The 21,017-nt window shown below is 72.0% G+C and carries 20 protein-coding genes; 12 read left to right on the top strand and 8 right to left on the bottom strand.

Going from position 1 to position 21,017, the window contains the following annotated elements:
- Positions 1-71: 71 nt before the first annotated feature.
- Together alc and allB are read right to left on the bottom strand one after the other, a co-directional pair.
- Positions 72-1,187 carry an allantoicase gene (gene alc / locus ACH41F_RS09400; RefSeq protein WP_391239037.1) on the bottom strand — a complete coding sequence of 372 codons (1,116 nt, stop codon included), beginning with the start codon at positions 1,185-1,187 and terminating at the stop codon, positions 72-74.
- A gap of 48 nt (positions 1,188-1,235) precedes the next feature.
- Positions 1,236-2,573: an allantoinase AllB gene (gene allB, locus ACH41F_RS09395; RefSeq protein WP_391239034.1), complete on the bottom strand. Its 1,338-nt coding sequence runs from the start codon at positions 2,571-2,573 to the stop codon at positions 1,236-1,238.
- 272 nt (positions 2,574-2,845) lie between these two features.
- Here allB and ACH41F_RS09390 point away from each other — a divergent pair, with 272 nt between their 5' ends.
- A complete protein-coding gene (locus tag ACH41F_RS09390) occupies positions 2,846-3,640 on the top strand; it encodes an IclR family transcriptional regulator (RefSeq protein ID WP_398834076.1) in 795 nt (264 codons plus the stop codon).
- Positions 3,637-4,326, top strand: a complete 690-nt coding sequence (locus tag ACH41F_RS09385; RefSeq protein ID WP_398834074.1) for a DUF6304 family protein — start codon at positions 3,637-3,639, stop codon at positions 4,324-4,326. Before ACH41F_RS09390 ends, ACH41F_RS09385 begins: the two co-directional genes overlap by 4 nt.
- Positions 4,327-4,328: 2 nt before the next feature.
- Here ACH41F_RS09385 and ACH41F_RS09380 read toward each other — a convergent pair whose 3' ends face one another.
- Positions 4,329-4,613: a DUF5955 family protein gene (locus ACH41F_RS09380; protein ID WP_391239025.1), complete on the bottom strand. Its 285-nt coding sequence runs from the start codon at positions 4,611-4,613 to the stop codon at positions 4,329-4,331.
- 217 nt (positions 4,614-4,830) lie between these two features.
- Here ACH41F_RS09380 and ACH41F_RS09375 point away from each other — a divergent pair, with 217 nt between their 5' ends.
- Entirely contained in the window at positions 4,831-5,430 is a 600-nt protein-coding gene (locus ACH41F_RS09375; RefSeq protein ID WP_391239022.1) for an NTP transferase domain-containing protein, read from the top strand.
- Positions 5,431-5,617: 187 nt separating this feature from the next.
- Positions 5,618-7,243 carry a malate synthase A gene (gene aceB, locus ACH41F_RS09370; protein WP_391239019.1) on the top strand — a complete coding sequence of 542 codons (1,626 nt, stop codon included), beginning with the start codon at positions 5,618-5,620 and terminating at the stop codon, positions 7,241-7,243.
- Here aceB and ACH41F_RS09365 read toward each other — a convergent pair.
- A complete protein-coding gene (locus ACH41F_RS09365) occupies positions 7,233-7,526 on the bottom strand; it encodes a SelT/SelW/SelH family protein (protein WP_391239016.1) in 294 nt (97 codons plus the stop codon). The genes aceB and ACH41F_RS09365 overlap by 11 nt on opposite strands.
- Positions 7,523-8,437 (bottom strand): HipA family kinase, encoded by a 915-nt coding sequence (locus tag ACH41F_RS09360; RefSeq protein WP_391239014.1) that lies wholly within the window; start codon positions 8,435-8,437, stop codon positions 7,523-7,525. The genes ACH41F_RS09365 and ACH41F_RS09360 overlap by 4 nt, the downstream gene beginning before the upstream one ends.
- A gap of 424 nt (positions 8,438-8,861) precedes the next feature.
- Here ACH41F_RS09360 and ACH41F_RS09355 point away from each other — a divergent pair, with 424 nt between their 5' ends.
- The 3 genes from ACH41F_RS09355 to ACH41F_RS09345 all read left to right on the top strand — a co-directional run bounded on the left by ACH41F_RS09355 (position 8,862) and on the right by ACH41F_RS09345 (position 12,404).
- The gene (locus ACH41F_RS09355; protein ID WP_398834070.1) at positions 8,862-9,884 is read left to right on the top strand and encodes a DNA-directed RNA polymerase subunit alpha; all 1,023 of its coding nucleotides are present in this window, start codon (positions 8,862-8,864) and stop codon (positions 9,882-9,884) included.
- 189 nt (positions 9,885-10,073) lie between these two features.
- On the top strand, positions 10,074-10,925 hold the full coding sequence (locus ACH41F_RS09350) for a YhjD/YihY/BrkB family envelope integrity protein (protein ID WP_391244927.1): 852 nt from the start codon (positions 10,074-10,076) through the stop codon (positions 10,923-10,925).
- Between the two features lie 246 nt (positions 10,926-11,171).
- Entirely contained in the window at positions 11,172-12,404 is a 1,233-nt protein-coding gene (locus ACH41F_RS09345; RefSeq protein WP_391244939.1) for a SpoIIE family protein phosphatase, read from the top strand.
- A 136-nt stretch (positions 12,405-12,540) separates the two neighbouring features.
- Here the strand turns inward: ACH41F_RS09345 and ACH41F_RS09340 are convergent, their stop codons facing one another.
- Positions 12,541-12,825 carry a GlsB/YeaQ/YmgE family stress response membrane protein gene (locus tag ACH41F_RS09340; protein WP_391244936.1) on the bottom strand — a complete coding sequence of 95 codons (285 nt, stop codon included), beginning with the start codon at positions 12,823-12,825 and terminating at the stop codon, positions 12,541-12,543.
- A 153-nt stretch (positions 12,826-12,978) separates the two neighbouring features.
- The gene (locus ACH41F_RS09335) at positions 12,979-14,487 is read right to left on the bottom strand and encodes an IucA/IucC family protein (protein ID WP_391244925.1); all 1,509 of its coding nucleotides are present in this window, start codon (positions 14,485-14,487) and stop codon (positions 12,979-12,981) included.
- 92 nt (positions 14,488-14,579) lie between these two features.
- Here ACH41F_RS09335 and ACH41F_RS09330 point away from each other — a divergent pair, with 92 nt between their 5' ends.
- The 3 genes from ACH41F_RS09330 to ACH41F_RS09320 are packed head-to-tail and all read left to right on the top strand — an operon-like array spanning position 14,580 to position 18,211.
- Entirely contained in the window at positions 14,580-16,076 is a 1,497-nt protein-coding gene (locus ACH41F_RS09330; protein ID WP_391244922.1) for an IucA/IucC family protein, read from the top strand.
- A gap of 57 nt (positions 16,077-16,133) precedes the next feature.
- Entirely contained in the window at positions 16,134-17,408 is a 1,275-nt protein-coding gene (locus ACH41F_RS09325) for a VWA domain-containing protein (protein ID WP_391244919.1), read from the top strand.
- Entirely contained in the window at positions 17,408-18,211 is an 804-nt protein-coding gene (locus ACH41F_RS09320) for a hypothetical protein (RefSeq protein WP_391244916.1), read from the top strand. Before ACH41F_RS09325 ends, ACH41F_RS09320 begins: the two co-directional genes overlap by 1 nt.
- A 28-nt stretch (positions 18,212-18,239) precedes the next feature.
- Here the strand turns inward: ACH41F_RS09320 and ACH41F_RS09315 are convergent, their stop codons facing one another.
- The gene (locus tag ACH41F_RS09315) at positions 18,240-18,869 is read right to left on the bottom strand and encodes a winged helix-turn-helix transcriptional regulator (RefSeq protein ID WP_391244914.1); all 630 of its coding nucleotides are present in this window, start codon (positions 18,867-18,869) and stop codon (positions 18,240-18,242) included.
- Positions 18,870-18,956: 87 nt separating this feature from the next.
- On the opposite strand from ACH41F_RS09315, the gene ACH41F_RS09310 reads away from it, so the two are divergent.
- Together ACH41F_RS09310 and ACH41F_RS09305 are read left to right on the top strand one after the other, a co-directional pair.
- A complete protein-coding gene (locus ACH41F_RS09310; RefSeq protein WP_391244911.1) occupies positions 18,957-20,165 on the top strand; it encodes an aminotransferase class I/II-fold pyridoxal phosphate-dependent enzyme in 1,209 nt (402 codons plus the stop codon).
- Between the two features lie 236 nt (positions 20,166-20,401).
- A complete protein-coding gene (locus ACH41F_RS09305; protein WP_391244908.1) occupies positions 20,402-21,001 on the top strand; it encodes a histidine phosphatase family protein in 600 nt (199 codons plus the stop codon).
- Positions 21,002-21,017: the final 16 nt, after the last annotated feature.

Raw genomic sequence — 21,017 nt, 5'->3', positions numbered from 1 at the left:
GCAGACCCCAGAGCGGGGAGCCGGACGGGCTGAAATTCTCAGCCCGTCCGGCGTGTGACGCCCCACGCGTGTCAGCCGCCGAGCTCCTGGTGCCGCGCCGCCAAGGCTGCCGCGCCGGCCTCCGTGAGGGAGCCGAACAGTCGCAGCCGCGAGATGCCGCCGTCGGGGTAGATGTCCACGCGCGCGTGCGTGCCGACCGCCGGGGCCGGCAGGACGAAGCGGTGGTTGGTGTCGGGCTGGAGGCGGGTGCGCGGGACGATGTCGGTCCATTCGCCGTTCTCGCCGTCCTTGACCGACACCGACGCCCAGCCCGCGCTGTTGCCCTTCAGATAGGCCGTGTCGATCTCGATCGCGCGGATCTGGGACTGGGCCACCAGGCGGTAGCGGATCCAGTCGTTGCCCTGGTCGCGGCGGCGGCGGGTCTCCCAGCCGTCGTCCATCTTGCGGGAGCGGCCCGGCTGGATGGTGTTGGAGGCCGGGGAGTAGAACAGGTTGGAGGCGTCCTCGGCCCGGCCGCCGTTCTCCAGGGCGACCACGTCGAAGGTGCCGAGCACCTCCAGCCACCTCGGGTCCGGCACGACCTCGCCGTACACGCGCAGTCGGGCGATGCCGCCGTCGGGGTGCTGGTTGACGCGGAGGTGGGTGAAGCGCTGCTCCACCGACACCGCGAAGCCGTTGGCCGCGTGGCCGCCGACCGCGGTGCGCGGGACGAGCGTCGTCCACTTCACGTCGTCGCCCAGCAGTTCCTCCGGCGAAGGGGCGCCCTCGACCGCGGTGGCCTCGACGGACACGGCCTGCGGGTAGTTGCCGCGGAAATGCGCGGTGTCGACGACGATGCCGCGGATCACGCCCGGGGCACCGAGGCGGACCAGCGCCCAGTCGTGGTCCTCGGCGGTCGGCCACGGGTGCTCGGCGGAGACCCCGCGGCGGCGGCGCGTCTCCCAGCCGTCCATGATCTTGCCCTTGTGCCCGAAGTGCTCGGGGTCGAACTCGGCCCGCTCGGGGATCAGCAGGTTCTCGCGCTGGGCGAAGAACTCGTCGTTGGCGGCGATGACTCCGGCCCCGAGCTGCCGGGCGGCGAGGTCGGCGTACTGGGTGAAGGGGAAGTCGGCGGTGCGGTAGTCGGCGTAGGGGTCACCGCCGCCGTAGGGGTTCGCGTCACCGGTGAAGCTCGGAATCGCCGTCACGGGATAAGTGCCTTTCTGGAGTCGGCCGCTGCGGTGCGGAGGTCTGGATCAGTGGGCGCGGGTGAGCAGTTGTCCCCTCGGGGCGGTGAACTCGCCGTCCGCGAAGACGCGTTCGCCCCGCAGCCAGGTCGACTTCACGACGCCGTGGAGGGTCTTGCCCGCGTACGCCGTGACGCGGTTGCGGTGCTGGAGCTCGGCCGGGTCGACGGTGAAGGTCTCCTCGGGGTCGAGGATGGCGAAGTCGGCGTCGCGACCGGCCTCGATGGCGCCCTTCTGGTCCAGGCCGACCAGCTCCGAGGTCCGCGTGGACATCCAGCGGACGACGTCCTCGAGGGAGTGGCCCCGCTTCCGCGCCTGCGTCCACACCGCCGCGAGGCTCAGCTGGAGACCGGAGATGCCGCCCCACGCGGTGGCGAAGTCGGCCGTCTTGAGGTCGGCCGTGGACGGCGAGTGGTCGGTGACCACGCAGTCGATGGTGCCGTCGGCCAGCGCCTGCCACAGCAGGTCCTGGTTGGCGGACTCACGGATGGGCGGGCAGCACTTGAACTCGCTGGCCCCGTCCGGGACTTCCTCGGCCGACAGCGCCAGGTAGTGCGGGCAGGTCTCGACGGTGATGCGCACGCCCTCCGCCTTCGCCGCGGCGATCAGCGGGAGCGCGTCGCTCGACGACAGGTGCAGCACATGCACCCGCGCGTCCAACCGCTTGGCCTGGGCGATGAGTTGGGCGATGGCCGTGTCCTCGGCGTCCCGCGGCCGGGAGGCGAGGAAGTCGGCGTACCTGGGGCCGCCGTGCTGCGGGGCCGCCTGAAGGTGGTGCGGGTCCTCGGCGTGCACGATCAGCAGACCGCCGAAGGAGGTGATCTCGGCCAGGGACCGGGCCAGCCGGTCCTGGTCGAGGTGCGGGAACTCCTCCACGCCGGACGGCGACAGGAACGCCTTGAAGCCGAAGACCCCGGCCTCGTGCAGCGGGCGCAGATCCTTGAGGTTGTCGGGCAGGGCGCCGCCCCAGAAGCCGACGTCGATGTGCGCCTTGTCGGCGGCGACGTCCTGCTTGACACGGAGATGGTCGACCGTCGTGGTGGGCGGGAGGGAGTTGAGCGGCATGTCCACGAGGGTGGTGATGCCGCCGGCCGCCGCCGCGCGCGTGGCGGTCCAGAAGCCCTCCCACTCGGTGCGGCCCGGATCGTTGACGTGCACGTGGGTGTCGACCAGGCCGGGCAGGACGACATGGTCGCCCACGTCCTCCAGGCAGGCGCCCTCCGGGACGTCGGCGTCGTGCGGCAGGACCGCCGTGATCTTCCCGGCGGCGACCGCGACCGAGGCCGCGCGCGTCCCTTCCGGAGTGATGACCCGCCTGGAGCGCACCACCAGTTCTACGTCGGACACCCGGACCCCTCTCTGTCGCCGTTGTCGCTTCCGGGAAACGGGATGTACGTCCACGTAACGGAATTCAACGTTCTGTTGAAGGAGTCTTCACTCCCGCTTCCGCCCCGTCAAGGGCACACTTCTCCGCAGGGGTCCGATGCGCCACACTCTGGACGTTTCCACAAAGCGGAATTAGAATTCCGGCAGGCAGAACGTAGCTACGTACCAGCGGGGCGTCAACCGACTGGCGGGTAGGCTTCTGCCCCTTCCTGCCACCCCGAAAGGAACGCGCCGTGCCGACGTCCAGCGCCAGCACCACCGACTCCGCCAAGTCCGCCAGTGGCGGGGTTCAGTCCCTCGAGCGCGCCTTCGACCTGCTGGAGCGGATGGCCGACGCGGGTGGCGAGGTCGGCCTCAGCGAGCTCTCCGCGAGCAGCGGGCTGCCGCTGCCCACCATCCACCGCCTGATGCGCACGCTCGTGGTCTGCGGTTACGTCCGCCAGCAGCCCAACCGCCGGTACGCGCTCGGCCCCCGTCTGATCCGCCTCGGCGAGTCGGCGTCCCGGCTGCTGGGCACCTGGGCCCGCCCGTACCTGGCCCGCCTGGTCGAGGAGACCGGCGAGACGGCGAACATGGCCCTGCTCGACGGCGACGAGATCGTGTACGTCGCCCAGGTGCCCTCGAAGCACTCGATGCGCATGTTCACCGAGGTCGGCCGGCGCGTCCTGCCGCACTCCACGGGCGTCGGCAAGGCCCTCCTGGCGAACACCCCGGACCACGAGGTGCGGGCCCTGCTCGCCCGTACCGGCATGCCGGCCGCCACCGAGAAGACGATCACCACGCCGGAGGGCTTCCTCGCGGCCCTGGAGGACGTCCGCCGCGCCGGTTACGCGGTCGACGACAACGAGCAGGAGATCGGCGTCCGCTGCCTCGCGGTGTCGGTGCCCAACTCCCCCACCGCCGCGGCGATCTCGATCTCCGGCCCGGCGGGGCGGGTCACCGAGGCGGCCACGGACAAGATCGTGCCGGTGCTCCAGCAGGTCGCGGGGGAACTCTCCGAGGCGCTGGCCACCCAGAGCCCCGCATGACCGGCTTAACCCGCTGGCCGGGCCGGTACACCGACCGGCACGGCAGCGAGGAGATCGTCTTCGAGACGGACGGCCGGGAGCTGATCCGCACGACGATCAGGGGCGTTCGCTTCGAGGGCGACACGATGGACACCCTCGGCGCGCTGACCGGCGCGCTCCCCGACCCGGCGTTCACCTTCCTCGACGGCGACCTCTGCTCCTGCCTCCTGGAGTGGGGGCTGACGATGCCGATCGAGGTCGCGGGCCAGGGCGAGCGGATCGGGACGCTGCACTGCGCGCTGCGCCTCGGCGACCCGGCCGGCCCCGGCCTGGACGAGGAGCATCTGACCGTCACGCTGCACTTCGACGGCTACGACTTTCCCGCGGGCCGGCTCTACGACTTCGAGGACGCCCTGCACGAGATCGGCCGCGGCCTGCCCCGCTCCGCACGGCTCAAGGCGTGTGTCTCGTGCGCCTGGTCCGACTACCACCCGGTCGGTCACGCCATGATGGGCGGGCTGGCCTGCTTCCGGGGCGTCAAGGACGTCTACCGGCGGTGCGACGGCAAGAAGGGCCCGAACGGCATCCTGACGATCTGGCCCCGGCGCACCGAGTTCGTCCAGGAGACCTGGCTCTGCGCGGAGTTCAAGCACCGTGAGGGGGACCACGGCTACCGCGGTCGGTTCCCGTACCGAGGCCTCCGGTAGCGCTAGCGGCGCGGCTCCCCGAACAGCTCCACCGCGTCCCGTACGTCCGCCAATCCGCGCGACAGCGCGCTGACCGAGCCGATGGCCCCGGCGATCAGCAGCAGCGAGCGCCGCAGCCGGGGGACCTCCGGCGCCCCCTCGATCGTCATGGCGGCCAGCGCCGCGAGCTCGTCCTCGGCGATCCCGCGGTCGGGGAAGTCGGCCGGGTGCGCGGCGAGTTGGCGGCGCAGGCGGGACACCGCGGTCCGCAGTCCCGCCACCCTCGGGTCCTTGTCGCTGCCGGTCACTGGCCTCTGCCCCAAGCTCCGCAACACAGCTCTCCCCCTCCCGGCGCACGCCGGTGAGCGCCGTCGTCGTGATCCGTCCTGTGCGCCCCGTGGTGCTGGTCGGGCGCCGGGGACGGGGGTCAGTAAACGCCAGCCAGGCAGCGCCGCGCCACCGCGCGGACCGAAATTCAGCCCGCGGAAACCGGCCGCTCGCCGGGGCGTCAGGTATGCAGGACGCATGACGGACAACGCACACCAGGTCGCCGGGCTGCTCCTCGCCGCGGGCGGCGGCAGACGGCTCGGCGGGCGCCCCAAGGCACTGCTCGACCATCGCGGCAGGCCACTGATCGAGAACGCGGTGAGCGTCCTGCGCGCGGCCGGGTGCGCGCGCGTGCACGTGGTGCTGGGCGCGCGGGCCGACGTCGTACGCGAACGGGCGCGGCTGGAGGGCTGTGTGCTCGTGGACAACCCCGCGTGGGAGCAGGGAATGGGCAGTTCGCTTCGAGCCGGTCTCGACTCGCTCTCCGGTACGGGGGCACGGGCCGCGCTGGTCTCGCTCGTGGACCAGCCCGGGATCGGGGCGCAGGCGTACGCGCGCGTGCTCGCCGCGTACACCTCCCCGGACTGTCTGGTGTCGGCGGCCTACGACGGCGTCCGCGGGCATCCGGTGCTCTTCGGCTCGGCGCACTGGGCGGGCGTCGCGGCGACTGCCACCGGCGACCAGGGGGCACGCGCGTACCTGAAGGAGCACGCGGACCGGATCACCCTGGTCGAGTGCGGGGACGTGGCCCGGCCGTACGACATCGACACCGTCGAGGATCTGCGCCACCTGGAGTGAACGGGGTGGCACTCAGCGCCACGTTGCCTCGACCCGGAGAATCTCGATATCAACAAACCATTGAACTTCCACGATGAGGAAACTACTATCCACTGATCAGAAGCGCCCTCCCGCTCCAGGGGCGTTGCTCGCCGTACCCGGTTCGACTGGCACCCGGTGCCACGCTCGCTGAAGGAAGTGACAGCTCATGTCCGCACCAGCGCCGTCCCCGCTGGCCATCGTCGACGCCGAGCCCCTGCCCCGGCAGGAGGAGGTGCTCACCGACGCGGCCCTCGCCTTCGTGGCCGAGCTGCACCGCCGGTTCACGCCACGGCGTGACGAGCTCCTCGCCCGCCGCGCGGAGCGCCGCGCCGAGATCGCCCGCACCTGCACCCTCGACTTCCTCCCGGAGACCGCCGCGATCCGCGCGGACGACTCCTGGAAGGTCGCCCCCGCCCCCGCGGCCCTCGACGACCGCCGCGTGGAGATCACCGGTCCCACCGACCGCAAGATGACCATCAACGCCCTCAACTCGGGCGCCAAGGTCTGGCTCGCGGACTTCGAGGACGCCTCGGCGCCCACCTGGGAGAACGTCGTCCTCGGCCAGGTCAACCTGATCGACGCCTACACCAGGAACATCGACTTCACCGACGAGAGGTCCGGCAAGTCCTACGCCCTGCGCCCGAACGAGGAGCTGGCGACCGTCGTCATGCGCCCGCGCGGCTGGCACCTGAACGAGCGCCACCTCGTCGACGCCGACGGCAACGCGGTCCCCGGCGCCCTCGTCGACTTCGGCCTGTACTTCTTCCACAACGCCCAGCGTCTGCTCGACCTCGGCAAGGGCCCCTACTTCTACCTGCCGAAGACCGAGTCGCACCTCGAAGCCCGCCTGTGGAACGAGGTGTTCGTCTTCGCGCAGGACCACCTCGGCATCCCGCAGGGCACCATCCGCGCCACCGTGCTGATCGAGACGATCACGGCGGCGTACGAGATGGAGGAGATCCTCTACGAACTCCGCGACCACGCCTCCGGGTTGAACGCCGGACGCTGGGACTACCTGTTCTCCATCGTCAAGAACTTCCGTGACGGCGGCGCCAGGTTCGTCCTGCCGGACCGCAACCTGGTGACGATGACGGCCCCGTTCATGCGGGCGTACACCGAACTCCTCGTGCGCACCTGCCACAAGCGCGGCGCGCACGCGATCGGCGGCATGGCCGCGTTCATCCCCTCGCGCCGGGACGCCGAGGTCAACAAGGTCGCCTTCGAGAAGGTCCGGGCCGACAAGGACCGCGAGGCCGGGGACGGCTTCGACGGCTCCTGGGTCGCCCACCCCGACCTGGTCCCGATCGCCATGGAGTCCTTCGACAAGGTCCTCGGCGACAGGCCGAACCAGAAGGACCGCCTGCGCGAGGACGTCCACGTCGAGGCGGCCGACCTGATCGCCATCGACTCCCTGGACGCCAAGCCGTCGTACAACGGGCTGGTCAACGCCGTCCAGGTCGGCATCCGTTACATCGAGGCCTGGCTGCGCGGGCTCGGCGCGGTCGCCATCTTCAACCTGATGGAGGACGCGGCCACCGCCGAGATCTCCCGCTCCCAGATCTGGCAGTGGATCAACGCGGGCGTGGAGTTCGAGAACGGCGAGAAGGCCACGCCCGAGCTGGCCCGCAAGGTCGCCGCGGAGGAGCTCGCGGCCATCCGCGCGGAACTCGGCGAGGAGGCCTTCGCCGCCGGCCACTGGCAGCAGGCCCACGACCTGCTCCTTGAGGTCTCCCTCGACGACGACTACGCGGACTTCCTCACCCTGCCGGCGTACGAGCAGCTCAAGGGCTGACGTCCCCCTTCGGGAGCCGCTCCGAGTGGCCCAGGGTCTTTCCCGGGGCCACTCGGTCGCGTACGGCCTTCTTGACCGCCGTGGGCTCGGGAAAGCCGTGCTCGCGGCGGTCCCACACGACCTGGTCACCCACCCGCACCACGAAGACCCCGCCGGTGCCGGGCTTGAGCGCCAGCTCGTCCAGCTCCGCCTCGAAGGTGGTGAGCAGCTCCTGCGCCAGCCAGGCCGCGCGCGGCAGCCAGCGGCACTGTGTGCAGTACTCGATCTCGACACGGCCACTCATCCGAGGTGCACCGTCCAATCCTGTTCGGCCGCGGGCTTGCCGTGCAGGTCGGGGACCTGCTTGAGCCACGCGGGGCGTCCTTGCCGGTTCCTGGCCGCCCGGCGGGTCTCCTCCGCGGCGAGTTCCTCCGGGGTGGGGAAGTCGGCGGGCAGCCACGCCTCCGAGGCCTCCACGCGCGCGTGGAGGTACGTCACGTAGGCCTCGCGGGCCTCGTCGGGCGTGGCGAAGTCGGGCTCCCCCGCCAGCCAGGCGTCGGGGACCGCGGCGACGATCCCGCGCAGCAGTTCCAGGGTGACCTTCGGCGCCAGTTCGGCGTCGGCCGCCGCGACGTCGGGGGCGTAGTGGCCGAGGGCGTGGTGGCGGAAGTCGTAGCGCTTGGCGGGGTCCGAGCCGTCCCAGCGGTGGTGGAAGACCAGCGCCGCGCCGTGGTCGATCAGCCACAGGCGCGCCGGCGCGACGCCCAGGGTCGGCCAGACCATGAGGTTGGAGCTGTGGACCGTACGGTCCACGTTCACCGTGAGCGCGTCGAGCCAGACGATCCGGCCCGCTTCCAGCGGGTCGACCCGGAAGGTCTGCGCGACCTCCGGAGTGAAGTCCGCGGCGCCCGGCAGGTAGTCCATGCCGAGGTTGATCCCGGCGCTGGCGACGTGGAGTTCCCGCACCTCCTGGTGGGGCTCGCTGTCCGCGATCGCCGGGTCGAAGTCCACCAGCACCAGCTCGGGGAAGCGCAGTCCGAGCGCCCGGGCCAGCTCACCGACGATCACCTCGGCGACCAGCGCCTTGCGGCCCTGGGCGGAGCCGGTGAACTTCACGACGTAGGTCCCGAGGTCGTCGGCCTCGACGACGCCGGGGACGGAGCCGCCGGAGCGCAGGGGTTCGACGTAACGGGTCGCTGTGACCTTTCTCAACATGTCCTCAGGCCACCCGCCTCTTCAGCCGTGCGATCCACGGTCGAGCTTGGAGCCCGCACAGCGGACATGGCCGGGCATCGGCCCTGGGGAGATTCTGGGGAGTTTCGACGAGCATGCGGATCTCCCTGCCTCCCCGGCGGTCCGTCGGCGGCCCGTCCGCCCCTTGCTTGTGGCCTCCGGCATGAAGTGAGCATAAACCGAGGGTGATCGCCGGCGAGGAGCGCCCGAGCCACCCCGAGGCGCCCAGCCCCGGTGTCACCCCGATCCCCGATCCCGTCACGGCCGACTCCATGATCACCGAGCTCGCCGGGCCGGGAAGACGGCGGTTCGGCGTCCGTGGAAGCCGTATCGCCCGTATCGCCCGTACCCTCGTGGTACCCACGGCGTCACATAGCGGGCGCCACACCACTGGAGGCAACACCACGTGCTGATCGCTCAGCGTCCCTCGTTGACCGAAGAGGTCGTCGACGAGTTCCGGTCCCGGTTCGTGATCGAGCCGCTGGAGCCGGGCTTCGGCTACACCCTCGGCAACTCCCTTCGCCGGACCCTCCTGTCCTCGATCCCGGGTGCGGCGGTCACGTCCATCCGTATCGACGGCGTGCTGCACGAGTTCACCACCGTGCCGGGCGTCAAGGAGGACATCACCGACGTGATCCTCAACATCAAGCAGCTGGTCGTGTCGTCCGAGCACGACGAGCCTGTGGTGATGTACCTGCGCAAGCAGGGCCCGGGTCTGGTCACCGCCGCCGACATCGCGCCGCCGGCCGGTGTCGAGGTGCACAACCCCGACCTCGTCCTCGCCACGCTCAACGGCAAGGGCAAGCTGGAGATGGAGCTGACGGTCGAGCGTGGCCGCGGTTACGTCTCCGCCGTGCAGAACAAGCAGGTGGGCCAGGAGATCGGCCGCATCCCGGTCGACTCCATCTACTCGCCGGTGCTCAAGGTCACCTACAAGGTCGAGGCGACCCGTGTCGAGCAGCGGACCGACTTCGACAAGCTGATCGTCGACGTCGAGACCAAGCAGGCCATGCGTCCCCGTGACGCCATGGCGTCGGCCGGCAAGACCCTGGTCGAGCTGTTCGGTCTCGCCCGCGAGCTGAACATCGACGCCGAGGGCATCGACATGGGCCCGTCCCCCACGGACGCCGCCCTCGCCGCTGATCTCGCCCTGCCGATCGAGGAGCTGGAGCTCACCGTCCGGTCGTACAACTGCCTGAAGCGGGAGGGCGTCCACTCCGTGAGCGAGCTCCTGGCGCGCTCCGAGGCCGACCTCATGGACATCCGCAACTTCGGTGCGAAGTCCATCGACGAAGTCAAGGCGAAGCTGGCCGGCCTGGGCCTGGGACTCAAGGACAGCCCGCCCGGATTCGCCCCCGCGGCCGCCGCCGACGCCTTCGGCGCCGACGACGACGCGGACGCGGGCTTCGTGGAGACCGAGCAGTACTGACGGCCACGCCGGTCGTAGCGGCACCTCGCGGGCGGGGACAGGTCTGCACGCTCTGTTCCCCGCGCGGTGCCATGGGCCGTGCCACCCGCCACCGTCCCGCCCCCGGCTGACCCGGCACGCGTGCCGGGTTCTGTCGCACCCCGGTGCTGGATGGTGGCCCGGGGCGCGAAGAGTGAGACCATCCGCGTCATGGACGATGCAGACGGTCGCACGACTCGGTGGTGGGTGGCGCTGCGCCGGACGCCGATGACCGTCTGGAACGACGACGTCACGGACTGGGCCGCCGCGCTGACCTACTACGCGGTTCTGGCCCTGTTCCCGTTGCTGCTGGTGATCCTCTCGATCCTGGGCCTCACCATGCCCACGGCCGAGCCGGACGTCATCAACCGCATGACGCAGGCGGCCCCGGCCGAGTCCCGTGCCCTGCTGCGCAGCACCCTGCGGCAGATGGTCGGCCAGCCGACGGCGGCATGGACGCTGGTCTTCGCCGGCGGGGCGGGGGCCCTGTGGTCGGGATGCAGCTATCTGAGCGTCTTCCGCCGGGCGTTGTACTCCATGCACCGGATCAGCGCCGACCGGCCGGTCTGGCGTACCGCTCCGCGCATCATCGCCACGGCGCTCGTCCTGAGCTCCCTGCTCCTGACGTCGACGCTCGCCCTGCTGGTCACCGGCGGCCTGGCCCGGCGTCTGGGGCAGGCACTGGACCTGGGGACGGGCCCCCAGACCACCTGGGACGCGCTGCGGTGGCCGGTCGTGGCCGCGGTGGCCGTCGCCCTGGTGCTCGTCCTGTACCGGTCGGGACCGCCGTCCTCCCGCCCGGTGCGGAGGATGGCGCCCGGCGGCACCCTGGCGGTGGCGCTTCTGCTCACCGTCTCGCTCGGATTCGCCGTCTACACCTCGCTGGTCGGCACCTACGACCGTCTGTACGGCTCACTGGCGGGCGTGGTGGTGTTCCTGGTCTGGCTGTGGCTCTCCAATCTGTCCCTCCTGATCGGCGCTCAGTTCAACGCGGAGCTGACGAACCCCGCGCGCGGGGAATGATCCGGTCTCCTCGAACCCGCGGCAGACCGCCCGTACCCTGGGGACCGGTTCGCCGCGGCCGCGGGGGCGGTGGCGAACTCTGACTACGACATCTGCCGGGCACCTGGCTCGGCGCCCGTCCCTCGCGTCCCGGGCCGGAGCCCTCAGCAGCAAGGAGTCACCGTGACCGTGCACGGGCCTGACGGGACCGGTGGGGCGACCACCGGTACGCCCGCGAACGGGGGTGGCCGGGGCCAGGCGATCGGCCTGGCGGAGACTCTGGCCGCAGCGGAGTCCGCCGCGCCCGTGGAGTCGCTCGACGTGGTCGCGAGCCTGCTCAAGGAGCGTCTCGGGGCCGCGTCCGTGTCGTTCCTCATCACCGACTTCACCGGTGGCTCGGTCGTACGGCTGGGGGCGGCGGGCAGCATCGACACCGATGAACCCGCCCGGCGCATCACGCTGCGGGGCACCCTGTACGACGACGTGATCCGCACCCAGCGGCCGAGCGTGGAGGACAAGGGCGAGGGCACGCTGGTACGGGTCGTCGCCCCGGTGACCAACCGCGGGGACGCCATCGGGCTTCTCGAACTGTTCCTGCCCGCGGCGCCGGACGCGGCGGTGATGGCGGAGATCGGTGAGACCGCGCACGCCCTGGCCTACATCGTCATCGCGAACCGGTCCTACACCGACGTGTACCAGTGGGGCCGCCGTACCGCCCCGCTGAGCCTCGCCGCCGAGATCCAGCACCGGCTGCTCCCGGCGTCGCTGGCGTGTGAGGCGGCGCAGTTCGCGGTGGCCGGGGCACTGGAGCCCGCCGACCATGTCGGGGGCGACACCTTCGACTACGTGATCGACCGGGACACGGTCCAGCTCTCCGTCACCGACGCCATGGGGCACGACGTCGAGGCCGCGCTGCTGGCCACGCTCCTGGTGGGCGCCCTTCGCCGAGCCCGGCGGGGCGGCGCCGACCTCGCCGAACAGGCCCGGCAGGCCGACCAGGCCATGCGCGAACACGGCCGCCAGAGCTACGTCACCGGCCAGCTCCTGCGCATCAGCCTGACCGACGGCAGCACCGAGTTCATCAACGCCGGCCACCCCTGGCCGCTGCGCATGCGGAACGGCCGAGTGCAGGAGTTCACTCCGGAGATCGACATGCCGTTCGGCTTCCAGGTCCCGCACGCCTACCGGGTCCAGTCGCTGGACCTGCGGCCGGGCGACCGGCTGGTGATGCTGACCGACGGCATGCTGGAGCGCAACGCCGACAGCATCGATCTGTCCGACCTGATCGTGAGGACCCGCGCGCTGCATCCCCGCGAGGCCGCCCGCACCCTCATCGCGGCGATCATCGACGCCAACCACGGCCACCTCCAGGACGACGCGACCGTCATGTGCCTGGACTGGCACGGCGTCGGGAACTCCGAGCGGGACGCCGACACCGGCGCGGACCTCTCCGACGCCTCCGCCCCGTCACGGACGGGACTGACCACTCCTGGGTGGTGACCCGACGGTTCTCGGACATCCCGGGCGACGGCGAGGGACTCGTGGGCCACGGGTGGCCCGGCCGGACACACGCTGACGGCTCCCGTCCTGCGCACAGGAAGGGAGCCGTCCAGGTGGGTCCTGAGACTTGGTGACGTCAGCGGGTCGCGTGACGGTGCGAATGCCGGCTGCCGGTGATGAGGCGGTAGAGGGCGAGCAGGATGAGGGAGCCGACGATCGCGGCGATCCAGGTGGAGAGTTCGAAGAAGCCGTCGATGGAGTCGACGCCGAAGATGACCTTGCCGAGCCAGCCGCCGAGCACACCACCGGCGATGCCGATGAGCATGGTGATGATGATGCCGCCCGGGTCCTTGCCCGGCATCAGGAGCTTGGCGATGGCGCCGGCGAGCAGGCCGATGAAGATCCACGCGATGATGCCCATGAGGCCTCTCCACTTCGTCATATAAAGGCTGTGTCAGCTCATCGTGTGCACCGATAGCGGCCGAACAAACATCTTCTTGGCACTCGGCCGTGCCGGATCCCGACACCGCCTCCCGCCGTCATCTGCCCAACAGGGCCTCGGTGGCCCATCGGTTCACGGGCCGGCCAGCGGGTTGGGCAGGGGCAGGTAGCGCGCGTCCGCGCCGTCGGCGCCGGTCCAGCGCAGCAGCAGGTTGGTCTTGCCGGGGAGGGTGGGCGAGGCGAGCAGGGACGGGATCTCGGGAAGGTCGTGGCGGGCCAGTTCGCGGCGTACGGCGGGCCAGGGGTCGAGGCCGGGACGGCGCTCGGCGAGGGCGGCGGCGACCTCGCACAGGTGGTTCACGACGAGGGTGTACACCAGCCGCTCCCAGCCGTCCGCGCGGTCCACGTCCGCCAGCAGCTTGACGCCCTCGGCGTCCCGGAACAGCGCCTGCACGGGTGTTCCGTCGGCGTCCACGGCGACCAGGGTGTTCTGCAGGTGTGCCTCCAGGACGACGCCGTGGTCGGCGAACGCCGTCAGGGCGGGCGGGACGACCGCGCGCAGGTACGCCTCCCACCAGGCCGCGGCCCCGGCCGGGTCCCGGGAGGGGCCGGCGAGCGGGCTGCCGTCGAAGCCCTCCACGAGGCCCGCGGCGAGCAGCGGTGTCGTCCCGGGCAGGAGGTGGCCGTGGAAGCCGTCGCGGACGACGACGGCGAGTTCCTCGAAGGCGAAACCGGCGGTGCGGTAGCCGCGGTCGGAGAGCCACGCCGCCGGGCTCCCGGCGAACGCCCGGGACGCCGCCGTGTCGGTCCTGCGGAGCTTGTCCAGGTCGTGCCGCCACAGCCGGCGGATGTCGTTGGTGATGCGCACGTCCAGGCTGAACTTGAGGAACAGGTCGCGCTCGGGGGCGTACAGCGTGCGGATCGCGGCCGTGGGCCAGGCGTCGAAGGCGGTCGTGCCGAGCCGGATCAGCCGGCCGTCGGCGAAGGCGTCGGAGAGGTCGACCAGGTCGAGCTGCCAGGGGTGGGCGGGCAGCAGACGGTAGCCGGGCGGGGCCTCGCCGAGCGCGTCGAGGGCGGAGGTGTCGCCCTCCTCCACGACCGTGTCCGCGCGGACGCCGAGCAGGGCCAGGGGGAAGCGGGCGTGCGCCTCGGGCGCGTACGGCAGCCATGCGGCCGCCGGGCCGCCGCCGCGCGCCTTCGGGGCGGGGTGGTGGGGGTGGCCGGTGAGCAGGCACTGCTCGGAGCGCAGGTACGGCTCCACGGGCGGCACCGCACGCGCGCGTGCCCCGAGGATCGCGGCGACGGCGTCCCGGCTGTCGAGCATCTCGGCGGGCAGGTCGGGGTTGGACAGGCCGGTGCGGCGGGTCAGCTCCTCGGCGACGAGCTTCACCAGTTCGGTGTGGCCGACGCGCCGCCAGTGGCCGTCCGTGGCCGTCTCGGGTTCGGCGGGCCGCCGCTCGCCGCGCACCCGCAGGAGCCGCCCGCTGGGCAGGCGGTACACCGGCCGCGCACCGGTTCCGGGCAGCCGCTCGGCGACCTCGCGCAGCAGGCAGTTCAGCAGCGGCGCGGCCGCGTACGCGTCGGCGCGCCGGGCGTCGGCGCCGGCCGCGGCGGGTGGGGGGATGACGTCCACGCGATTCACTCGTTCTCTACGGTCCGTTGGGGCGGAGACGATCAGTATCTCTGTGGTCATCCCCCACCCTGACGCCCTACTCGCACCCGAGGAGCCCATCCGTGCACCACTCCCCCACCGCCGAGGCCGAGGTCGCCGAGGAGCTGGCCGACGTGCGCCCCGACCTCGTGTCGCGGTACACCGCCGAGCTCCCGGGCGCCCGGGCCGCCGTACTGACCCGGCTGTGGCGGGCGCTGGCTCATGAGCCGCTGCCGTGGGTCACCGGTCGCGAGACGGCGCGGGACGCCCTCGTGCTGCGGCTCGGCGACGGCCGCCGGCTGACGGGTCCGGCGGCCGACCCGTACGCGACCGCCGCGTACGTCGACGTCGTACGGCTCGACGGGACGGCGTACGGCGAGCCGGCCCGGCTGATGGCCGACCTGGGCGTACCGCACGGCGCGGATCTGGCGGCCGAACTCGACCACAGCGTCGCCTCGTTGGCGCTGTCCCGCGCCGGGCAGCCGAGCTGCGTGGCGGAGTGGCCCGGCACGGACTGGGAGTGGGAGCAGCGGGTGGTCGACGGGCACCCCTTCCACCCCAACTGCCGTTCGCGGCCCGGGTTCTCGGTGGCCGAGCAGTTGGCGTACGCGCCCGAGCACCGGCCGCTCGTGGAGCTGGGTCTGGTGCCGGTACGGGCGGACGAGTGCCTGGTGACGGGCGGGTGGCCGCAGGAGATGCGGGACGGGGAGCGGCTGTTGATCCCGGTGCATCCGTGGCAGGCGGCGCATGTGCTGAAGCGGACGGGTGACGAGGGTCCGGTGGCGCATCCGCTGATGTCGCTGCGCACGCTGGCCCTGCCGGACGGCGGCCCGCAGGTGAAGACCGCGCTGAGCGCCCGGCTGACGTCGTCGGTGCGGGACATCTCCGCCTACTCGATCGGCGTGTCGGCGACCCTGTCGGCGTTCGCGGAGTCCCTGGAGGCACACACGGGCGGCCTGCTGCACTTCACCCGTACGGTGGGCGCGGCGACCGCCGGATCGCCCGATCTGGCGGCGGTGGTGCGCGAGTCGCCGCAGGCGTACGCGACCGGCGGTGAGTGCGTGGTCCCGGTGGCCGCGCTCGCCACCACCGACCTGCCCGCCTCGCCCGAGTGGCTGGCGCGGTTCACCCGGCTCACGCTCACCGCCGGTCTTCGGCTGCTGGAGCTGGGTGTGGCGCTGGAGGCGCACGGCCAGAACCTGCTGGTGGTGCTCTCCCCCGAGGGCGCTCCGCGGCGGCTGGTCTACCGCGACCTCGCCGACATCCGGATCAGTCCGGCCCGGCTGACCCGACACGGGCTGCCCGTACCGGAGTTGACGGGCCGGCTCGTCACCGACGACGAAACGGCCCTGCGGCGCAAGCTGTTCGGGGCGCTGGTGGCGGGCGCCCTGGCGGGGACGGCGGGTTCGGGCCCGGCGTTGGGCGCGGCGCTGGAGACCGCCGTACGGGATCTGCCGCGCACGCCGGATCTCGTGGCGCTCGTCGAGAACCCGCTGCCCGCGAAGGCGTTGACGCTGATGAGGCTGTCGCCGGGGACGCCGGGGGACAGGTGGGCCGCGCTGCCGAACCCCCTGCGGTGAGCGGCCTGTCGCGGGCTCGTTTTGGAGCGTGGCGCTCCTGATCAATAGGATCCGCCGATGATCACACGTAAACGGCTGGCGGCAGGAGTGTGCGCCCTGCTCGCCGCCCTCACGGCCGGGATGGCCTTCCCGGCCGGGGCGGCCGCCGGTGAACCCACGGGCGAGACCGCGCCCCAGGTCGACCTCGTCCTCGACGTGAGCGGCTCCATGCGGACCCGGGACATCGACGGCGGCACCCGGATGGCCGCGGCCAAGCAGGCCTTCAACGAGGTGCTGGACGCGACGCCCGAGGAGGTCCAGCTCGGCATCCGCACGCTCGGCGCCAACTACCCGGGCGACGACCAGAAGACGGGCTGCAAGGACACCGCGCAGCTCTATCCGGTCAGCACCCTGGACCGCACCGAGGCCAAGACGGCGGTGGCGACGCTCTCCCCCACCGGTTGGACGCCGATCGGCCCGGCACTGCTGAAGGCGGCCGGCGACTTCACCGAGGGCTCCGGCTCCAAGCGGATCGTCCTGATCAGCGACGGCGAGGACACCTGCGCCCCGCTCGACCCGTGCGAGGTGGCCCGCGAGATCGCGGCCAAGGGCATCGGCCTGACCATCGACACGCTCGGCCTGGTCCCGAACACCAAGATGCGCCGGCAGCTGAGCTGCATCGCGGAGGCGACGGGCGGCACCTACACCTCGGTGGAGCACACCGAGGAACTCACCGACAAGGTCAACCAGTTGGTGGACCGGGCGGCCGATCCCGTGGTGACGCCGGTGGCCACCGAGGGTGCCGCCGCGTGTGCGAAGGCGCCCACGCTCGAGTCCGGGCTCTACACGGACCGCGAGGAGTTCGGGCAGGAACGCTGGTATCGGGTGGACGTGCTGCCGGGGCAGGAGCTGCGCGCCTCGGTGAGCGTGGCGGCCGACCGGGCCGTGAACCCCGACTACGGAACGCTGCTGCGGGCGGTCACGGTGCACGGCCGGGAGATCGTGCGCGGCGAGGCCGCCGGCAACGGGCGCACCGACGTCATCTCGACCGGGCTGCGCTATCCCAGGCCCGAACGGGACGACGACGACAGCGACAAGCCGGCCGCCGAGACCGTGTGCCTCCAGGTCACCAACTCCTTCTCGGCGGCCTCCGGGGTGAAGACCACACCCGGCCTGCCGCTCGAACTGACCGTGGACGTCGTGGACGGCCCGTCGTCGTCGAGCGACGTCGCCTCCTTCGGTCTCGGCCGGGGCTGGTGGCTGCTCGGTGTCCTGATCCTCGCCGGCTTCCTCGCCGGTCTCGTCTGGGGCTGGCTCTCGCGCTGGCGGTTCGCGGTCTGGAGGACCAACTGATGCGGATCACACGCGTGTTGAGCGCGACCTTCCTGGCGCTGGGCCTGGGCGTGTCCCCGGCGGCGGCCGACTCCTCGCCGTCCCCCTCGGCGTCCGCGGACAGTGCCGCACCGACCTCGGCCGGTACGTCCTTCCGTACGGCGACCGAGATCGAGCAGGGGCGGCAGGCCACCGCGAGCGGCTCCACCGGCGACTACCAGTACTGGTCGTTCCCGGCGGACGCCGGGCAGCGCCCGACCGTGACGGCGACGGTGAAGCTGCCGAAGACGCACGCCGCGCAGACCTGGCAGGTCGACGTGTACGACGGACTGCGCCGCCGCCAGGCCTGCCAGTACGGCGCGCAGACCCGTACCGCCGCCGCGGACGCGGCCTCGGTGGAGCTGGCCTGTGTGCTGCGCACGGTGCGGGCCTGGTCGGAGCCGTGGGCGAACGACCCGCTGCCGGGGACGTACTACGTCCGGCTGACGGTCGTCGACCTCGCCACCGCCGACCTCGGCCAGCCGGTCGACGCCTCGGTGGAGGTCGGCTCCAAGGACATCGGCGGCGCGGCGGCGGTGGACGGCTCCCTGTCCGAGCCGCTGGTGCCGGGCATCGCGTTCAAGCCGGCCTCGGACGAGGGGACTTCGGACTCCTCGGCCGTGCTGTCCGCGATCGAGCCGGAGGACGGCTGGTCGTCGGGCTGGTGGTCCGACCGCTGGGTGTGGACCGCGATCGGTGGCATCCTGGCCGCGCTCGCGGGGGTCGGCGGCCACGCGCTGACGCGCGGGGCGGGCCGGCCGCGACAGGTGCCGCCGGGCGCCTGATGTGACATCCGTCGAGGGCCCGCTGCGTTCAGCAGTGGGCCCTCAGCGTTTTCGCCAGGGTCCCGTCGCCGGTCACCTCGACACGCCCGTCACGGACCGCGTCGGCCAGGGTCGACTCGCCTCGGCTGATGGCGGCACAGGTCCCGGTGTCCAGGACGAGCCGTGCGTCGGGCTCGCGGGGCGCGGGGCCGTCGCCGTGGACCGGCCCGTCCTCGGCTCCGACGTACAGGTGGAAGTGCCCTTCCTCCAGCCGGACCTCGACCAGCCCCTCCCCCCGCAGCGCGCGCAGCAACGGCAGCGCGAACCAGTGCGCCCGTACCGCGTCGGTGGGCCGCAGCTCCCCGAGTTCGGCCTCGCCCCACGCCCCGAGGGCCTGGAGGACGGGCAGCAACTGGCGTCCGCGGCCGGTGAGTTCGTAGACGTACGCCGCCCCCGGCGGGGGCAGCCTGCGCCGGGTGGCGAGCCCGTCCCGCTCCATGTCCTTCAGTCGCGAGGCGAGGACGTCGGTGCTGACGCCGGGCAGGTCCGCGTGCAGATCCGTGTAGCGGCGCGGGCCGCCGAGCAGCTCGCGGACGATCAGCAGGGTCCAGCGGTCGCCGACGGTGTCGAGCGCGCGCGCGGCGGAGCAGTACTGGTCGTAGCTTCGGCGAGGTGACATGCGACGCAGTCTAGACAAGTCATTGGACTTTCCAAGCTGCTACTTGGTAAAACCAAGCAACATCAGAAACCGGAGAGGCGGCAGCGCATGGAGTTCCGGCAGTCCAGCAAGCTCAGCGAGGTCTGTTACGAGATCCGCGGACCGGTGATCGAGCACGCCAACGCGCTGGAGGAGGCGGGCCACAGCGTGCTGCGCCTGAACACCGGCAACCCCGCGCTCTTCGGCTTCGAGGCGCCGGAGGAGATCGTCCAGGACATGATCCGGATGCTCCCCCAGGCCCACGGCTACACGGACTCCAAGGGCATCCTCTCCGCCCGCCGCGCGGTCGCCCAGCGCTACCAGACCCTCGGCCTGGAGGTCGACGTCGACGACGTCTACCTCGGCAACGGCGTCTCCGAACTGATCTCCATGGCTGTCCAGGCGCTGATCGAGGACGGCGACGAAGTCCTCATCCCCGCCCCGGACTTCCCGCTCTGGACGGCCGTGACGACCCTCGCGGGCGGCAAGGCGGTCCACTACGTCTGCGACGAACAGGCCGACTGGAACCCGGATCTGGCCGACATGGAGTCGAAGATCACGGACCGCACCAAGGCGGTCGTGATCATCAACCCGAACAACCCCACCGGCGCCGTCTACTCCAAGGAGATCGTCGAGGGCATCCTCGACCTCGCCCGCCGGCACGGCCTGATGGTCCTCGCCGACGAGATCTACGACCAGATCCTGTACGACGACGCCGTGCACCACTCGGCCGCCGCCCTCGCCCCCGACCTGGTCGTCCTCACCTTCTGCGGGCTCTCCAAGACCTACCGCGTGGCCGGCTTCCGCTCGGGCTGGCTGGTCGTCACGGGTCCCAAGCAGCACGCCAAGGACTACCTGGAGGGCCTGACCATGCTCGCCTCCATGCGACTGTGCGCCAACGCCCCCGCCCAGTACGCCATCCAGGCCGCGCTCGGCGGCCGCCAGTCCATCCGCGAGCTGACGATGCCCGGCGGGCGGCTGCACGAACAGCGCGACGTGGCCTGGGAGAAGCTCAACGAGATCCCGGGGGTCTCGTGCGTGAAGCCCAAGGGCTCCCTCTACGCGTTCCCGCGCCTCGACCCCAAGGTCTACAAGATCCACGACGACGAGAAGTTCGTCCTGGACCTGCTGCTCCGCGAGAAGATCCAGGTCGTCCAGGGCACCGGCTTCAACTGGCCTACCCCCGACCACTTCCGCATCCTGACACTCCCGCACGCCGACGACCTGGAGGCGGCGATCGGCCGGATCGGACGCTTCCTGAGCGGCTACCGGCAGTAGGGCAACGCCGGGCGGCATCCCGGCAGTACGGCCGCTTCGGGCTCGGCCGCGGCTCGTCGGGCTTCGGGGTGCAGCGGGCCCCGCTCGGCTCCGGGGTGCGACGGGTCCGCTCGGCTTCGCGGACGCGGCAGGCGGGCGGGGTGACGTACGGCTGCGGCCGTCTGGCCGAGTCCCTGATGCGGGCCGCGCGCGCCGCGTGGCACCGTGCGGGGAGGCGGGCGCGGTGGGAGGTCGGCGTGGGTGATCTGTTTCTGGTCCGGCACGGGGAGACCGAGTGGTCCCGGTCCGGGCGGCACACCGGATGGACGGACGTGCCGCTGACCGAGCGCGGACGCGAGGAGGCGCGGCGGCTGGTGCCACTGATCCGCTCGCACCGGATCGGCGCGGCCTTCGTCAGCCCGCTGCAACGGGCGCGGGAGACCGCCGAGCTGATCGGGGTGCCGGACGCCCGGGTCGACGTCGATCTGCGGGAGTGGGACTACGGCGGCTACGAGGGGATCACCACCGTCGAGATCCAGCGCACCCGGCCGGACTGGTTCCTGTTCAGCGACGGGGTCGCCCCCGGGCCTCCGGACCACCCGGGCGAGACCGCGGAGCAGGTCGGCGAGCGCGCCGACCGGGTGCTGGCCAAGGTGGACGCGGCCCTCGCCAACACCGAGGGCATGGTGCTGCTGGTCGCCCACGGGCACTTCCTCCGGGTGCTCACGGCCCGCCGGCTCGGGCTGCCGCCGTCGGCGGGAGCGCTGTTCCAGCTGGCGACGGGGACGGTGTGCCGGCTGGGGACGGAGCACGGGCGGCCGGTGATCGCCGGGTGGAATGTCAGACCCCCGTCGTAGCCTTCGGGAAGGGCTG

Source organism: Streptomyces sp. NPDC020489 (assembly GCF_044386545.1).
Lineage (GTDB): Bacteria > Actinomycetota > Actinomycetes > Streptomycetales > Streptomycetaceae > Streptomyces.
The sequence above is the reverse complement of the archived record's forward strand: the minus strand, read 5'-3'. Positions and strand labels throughout refer to the sequence as shown.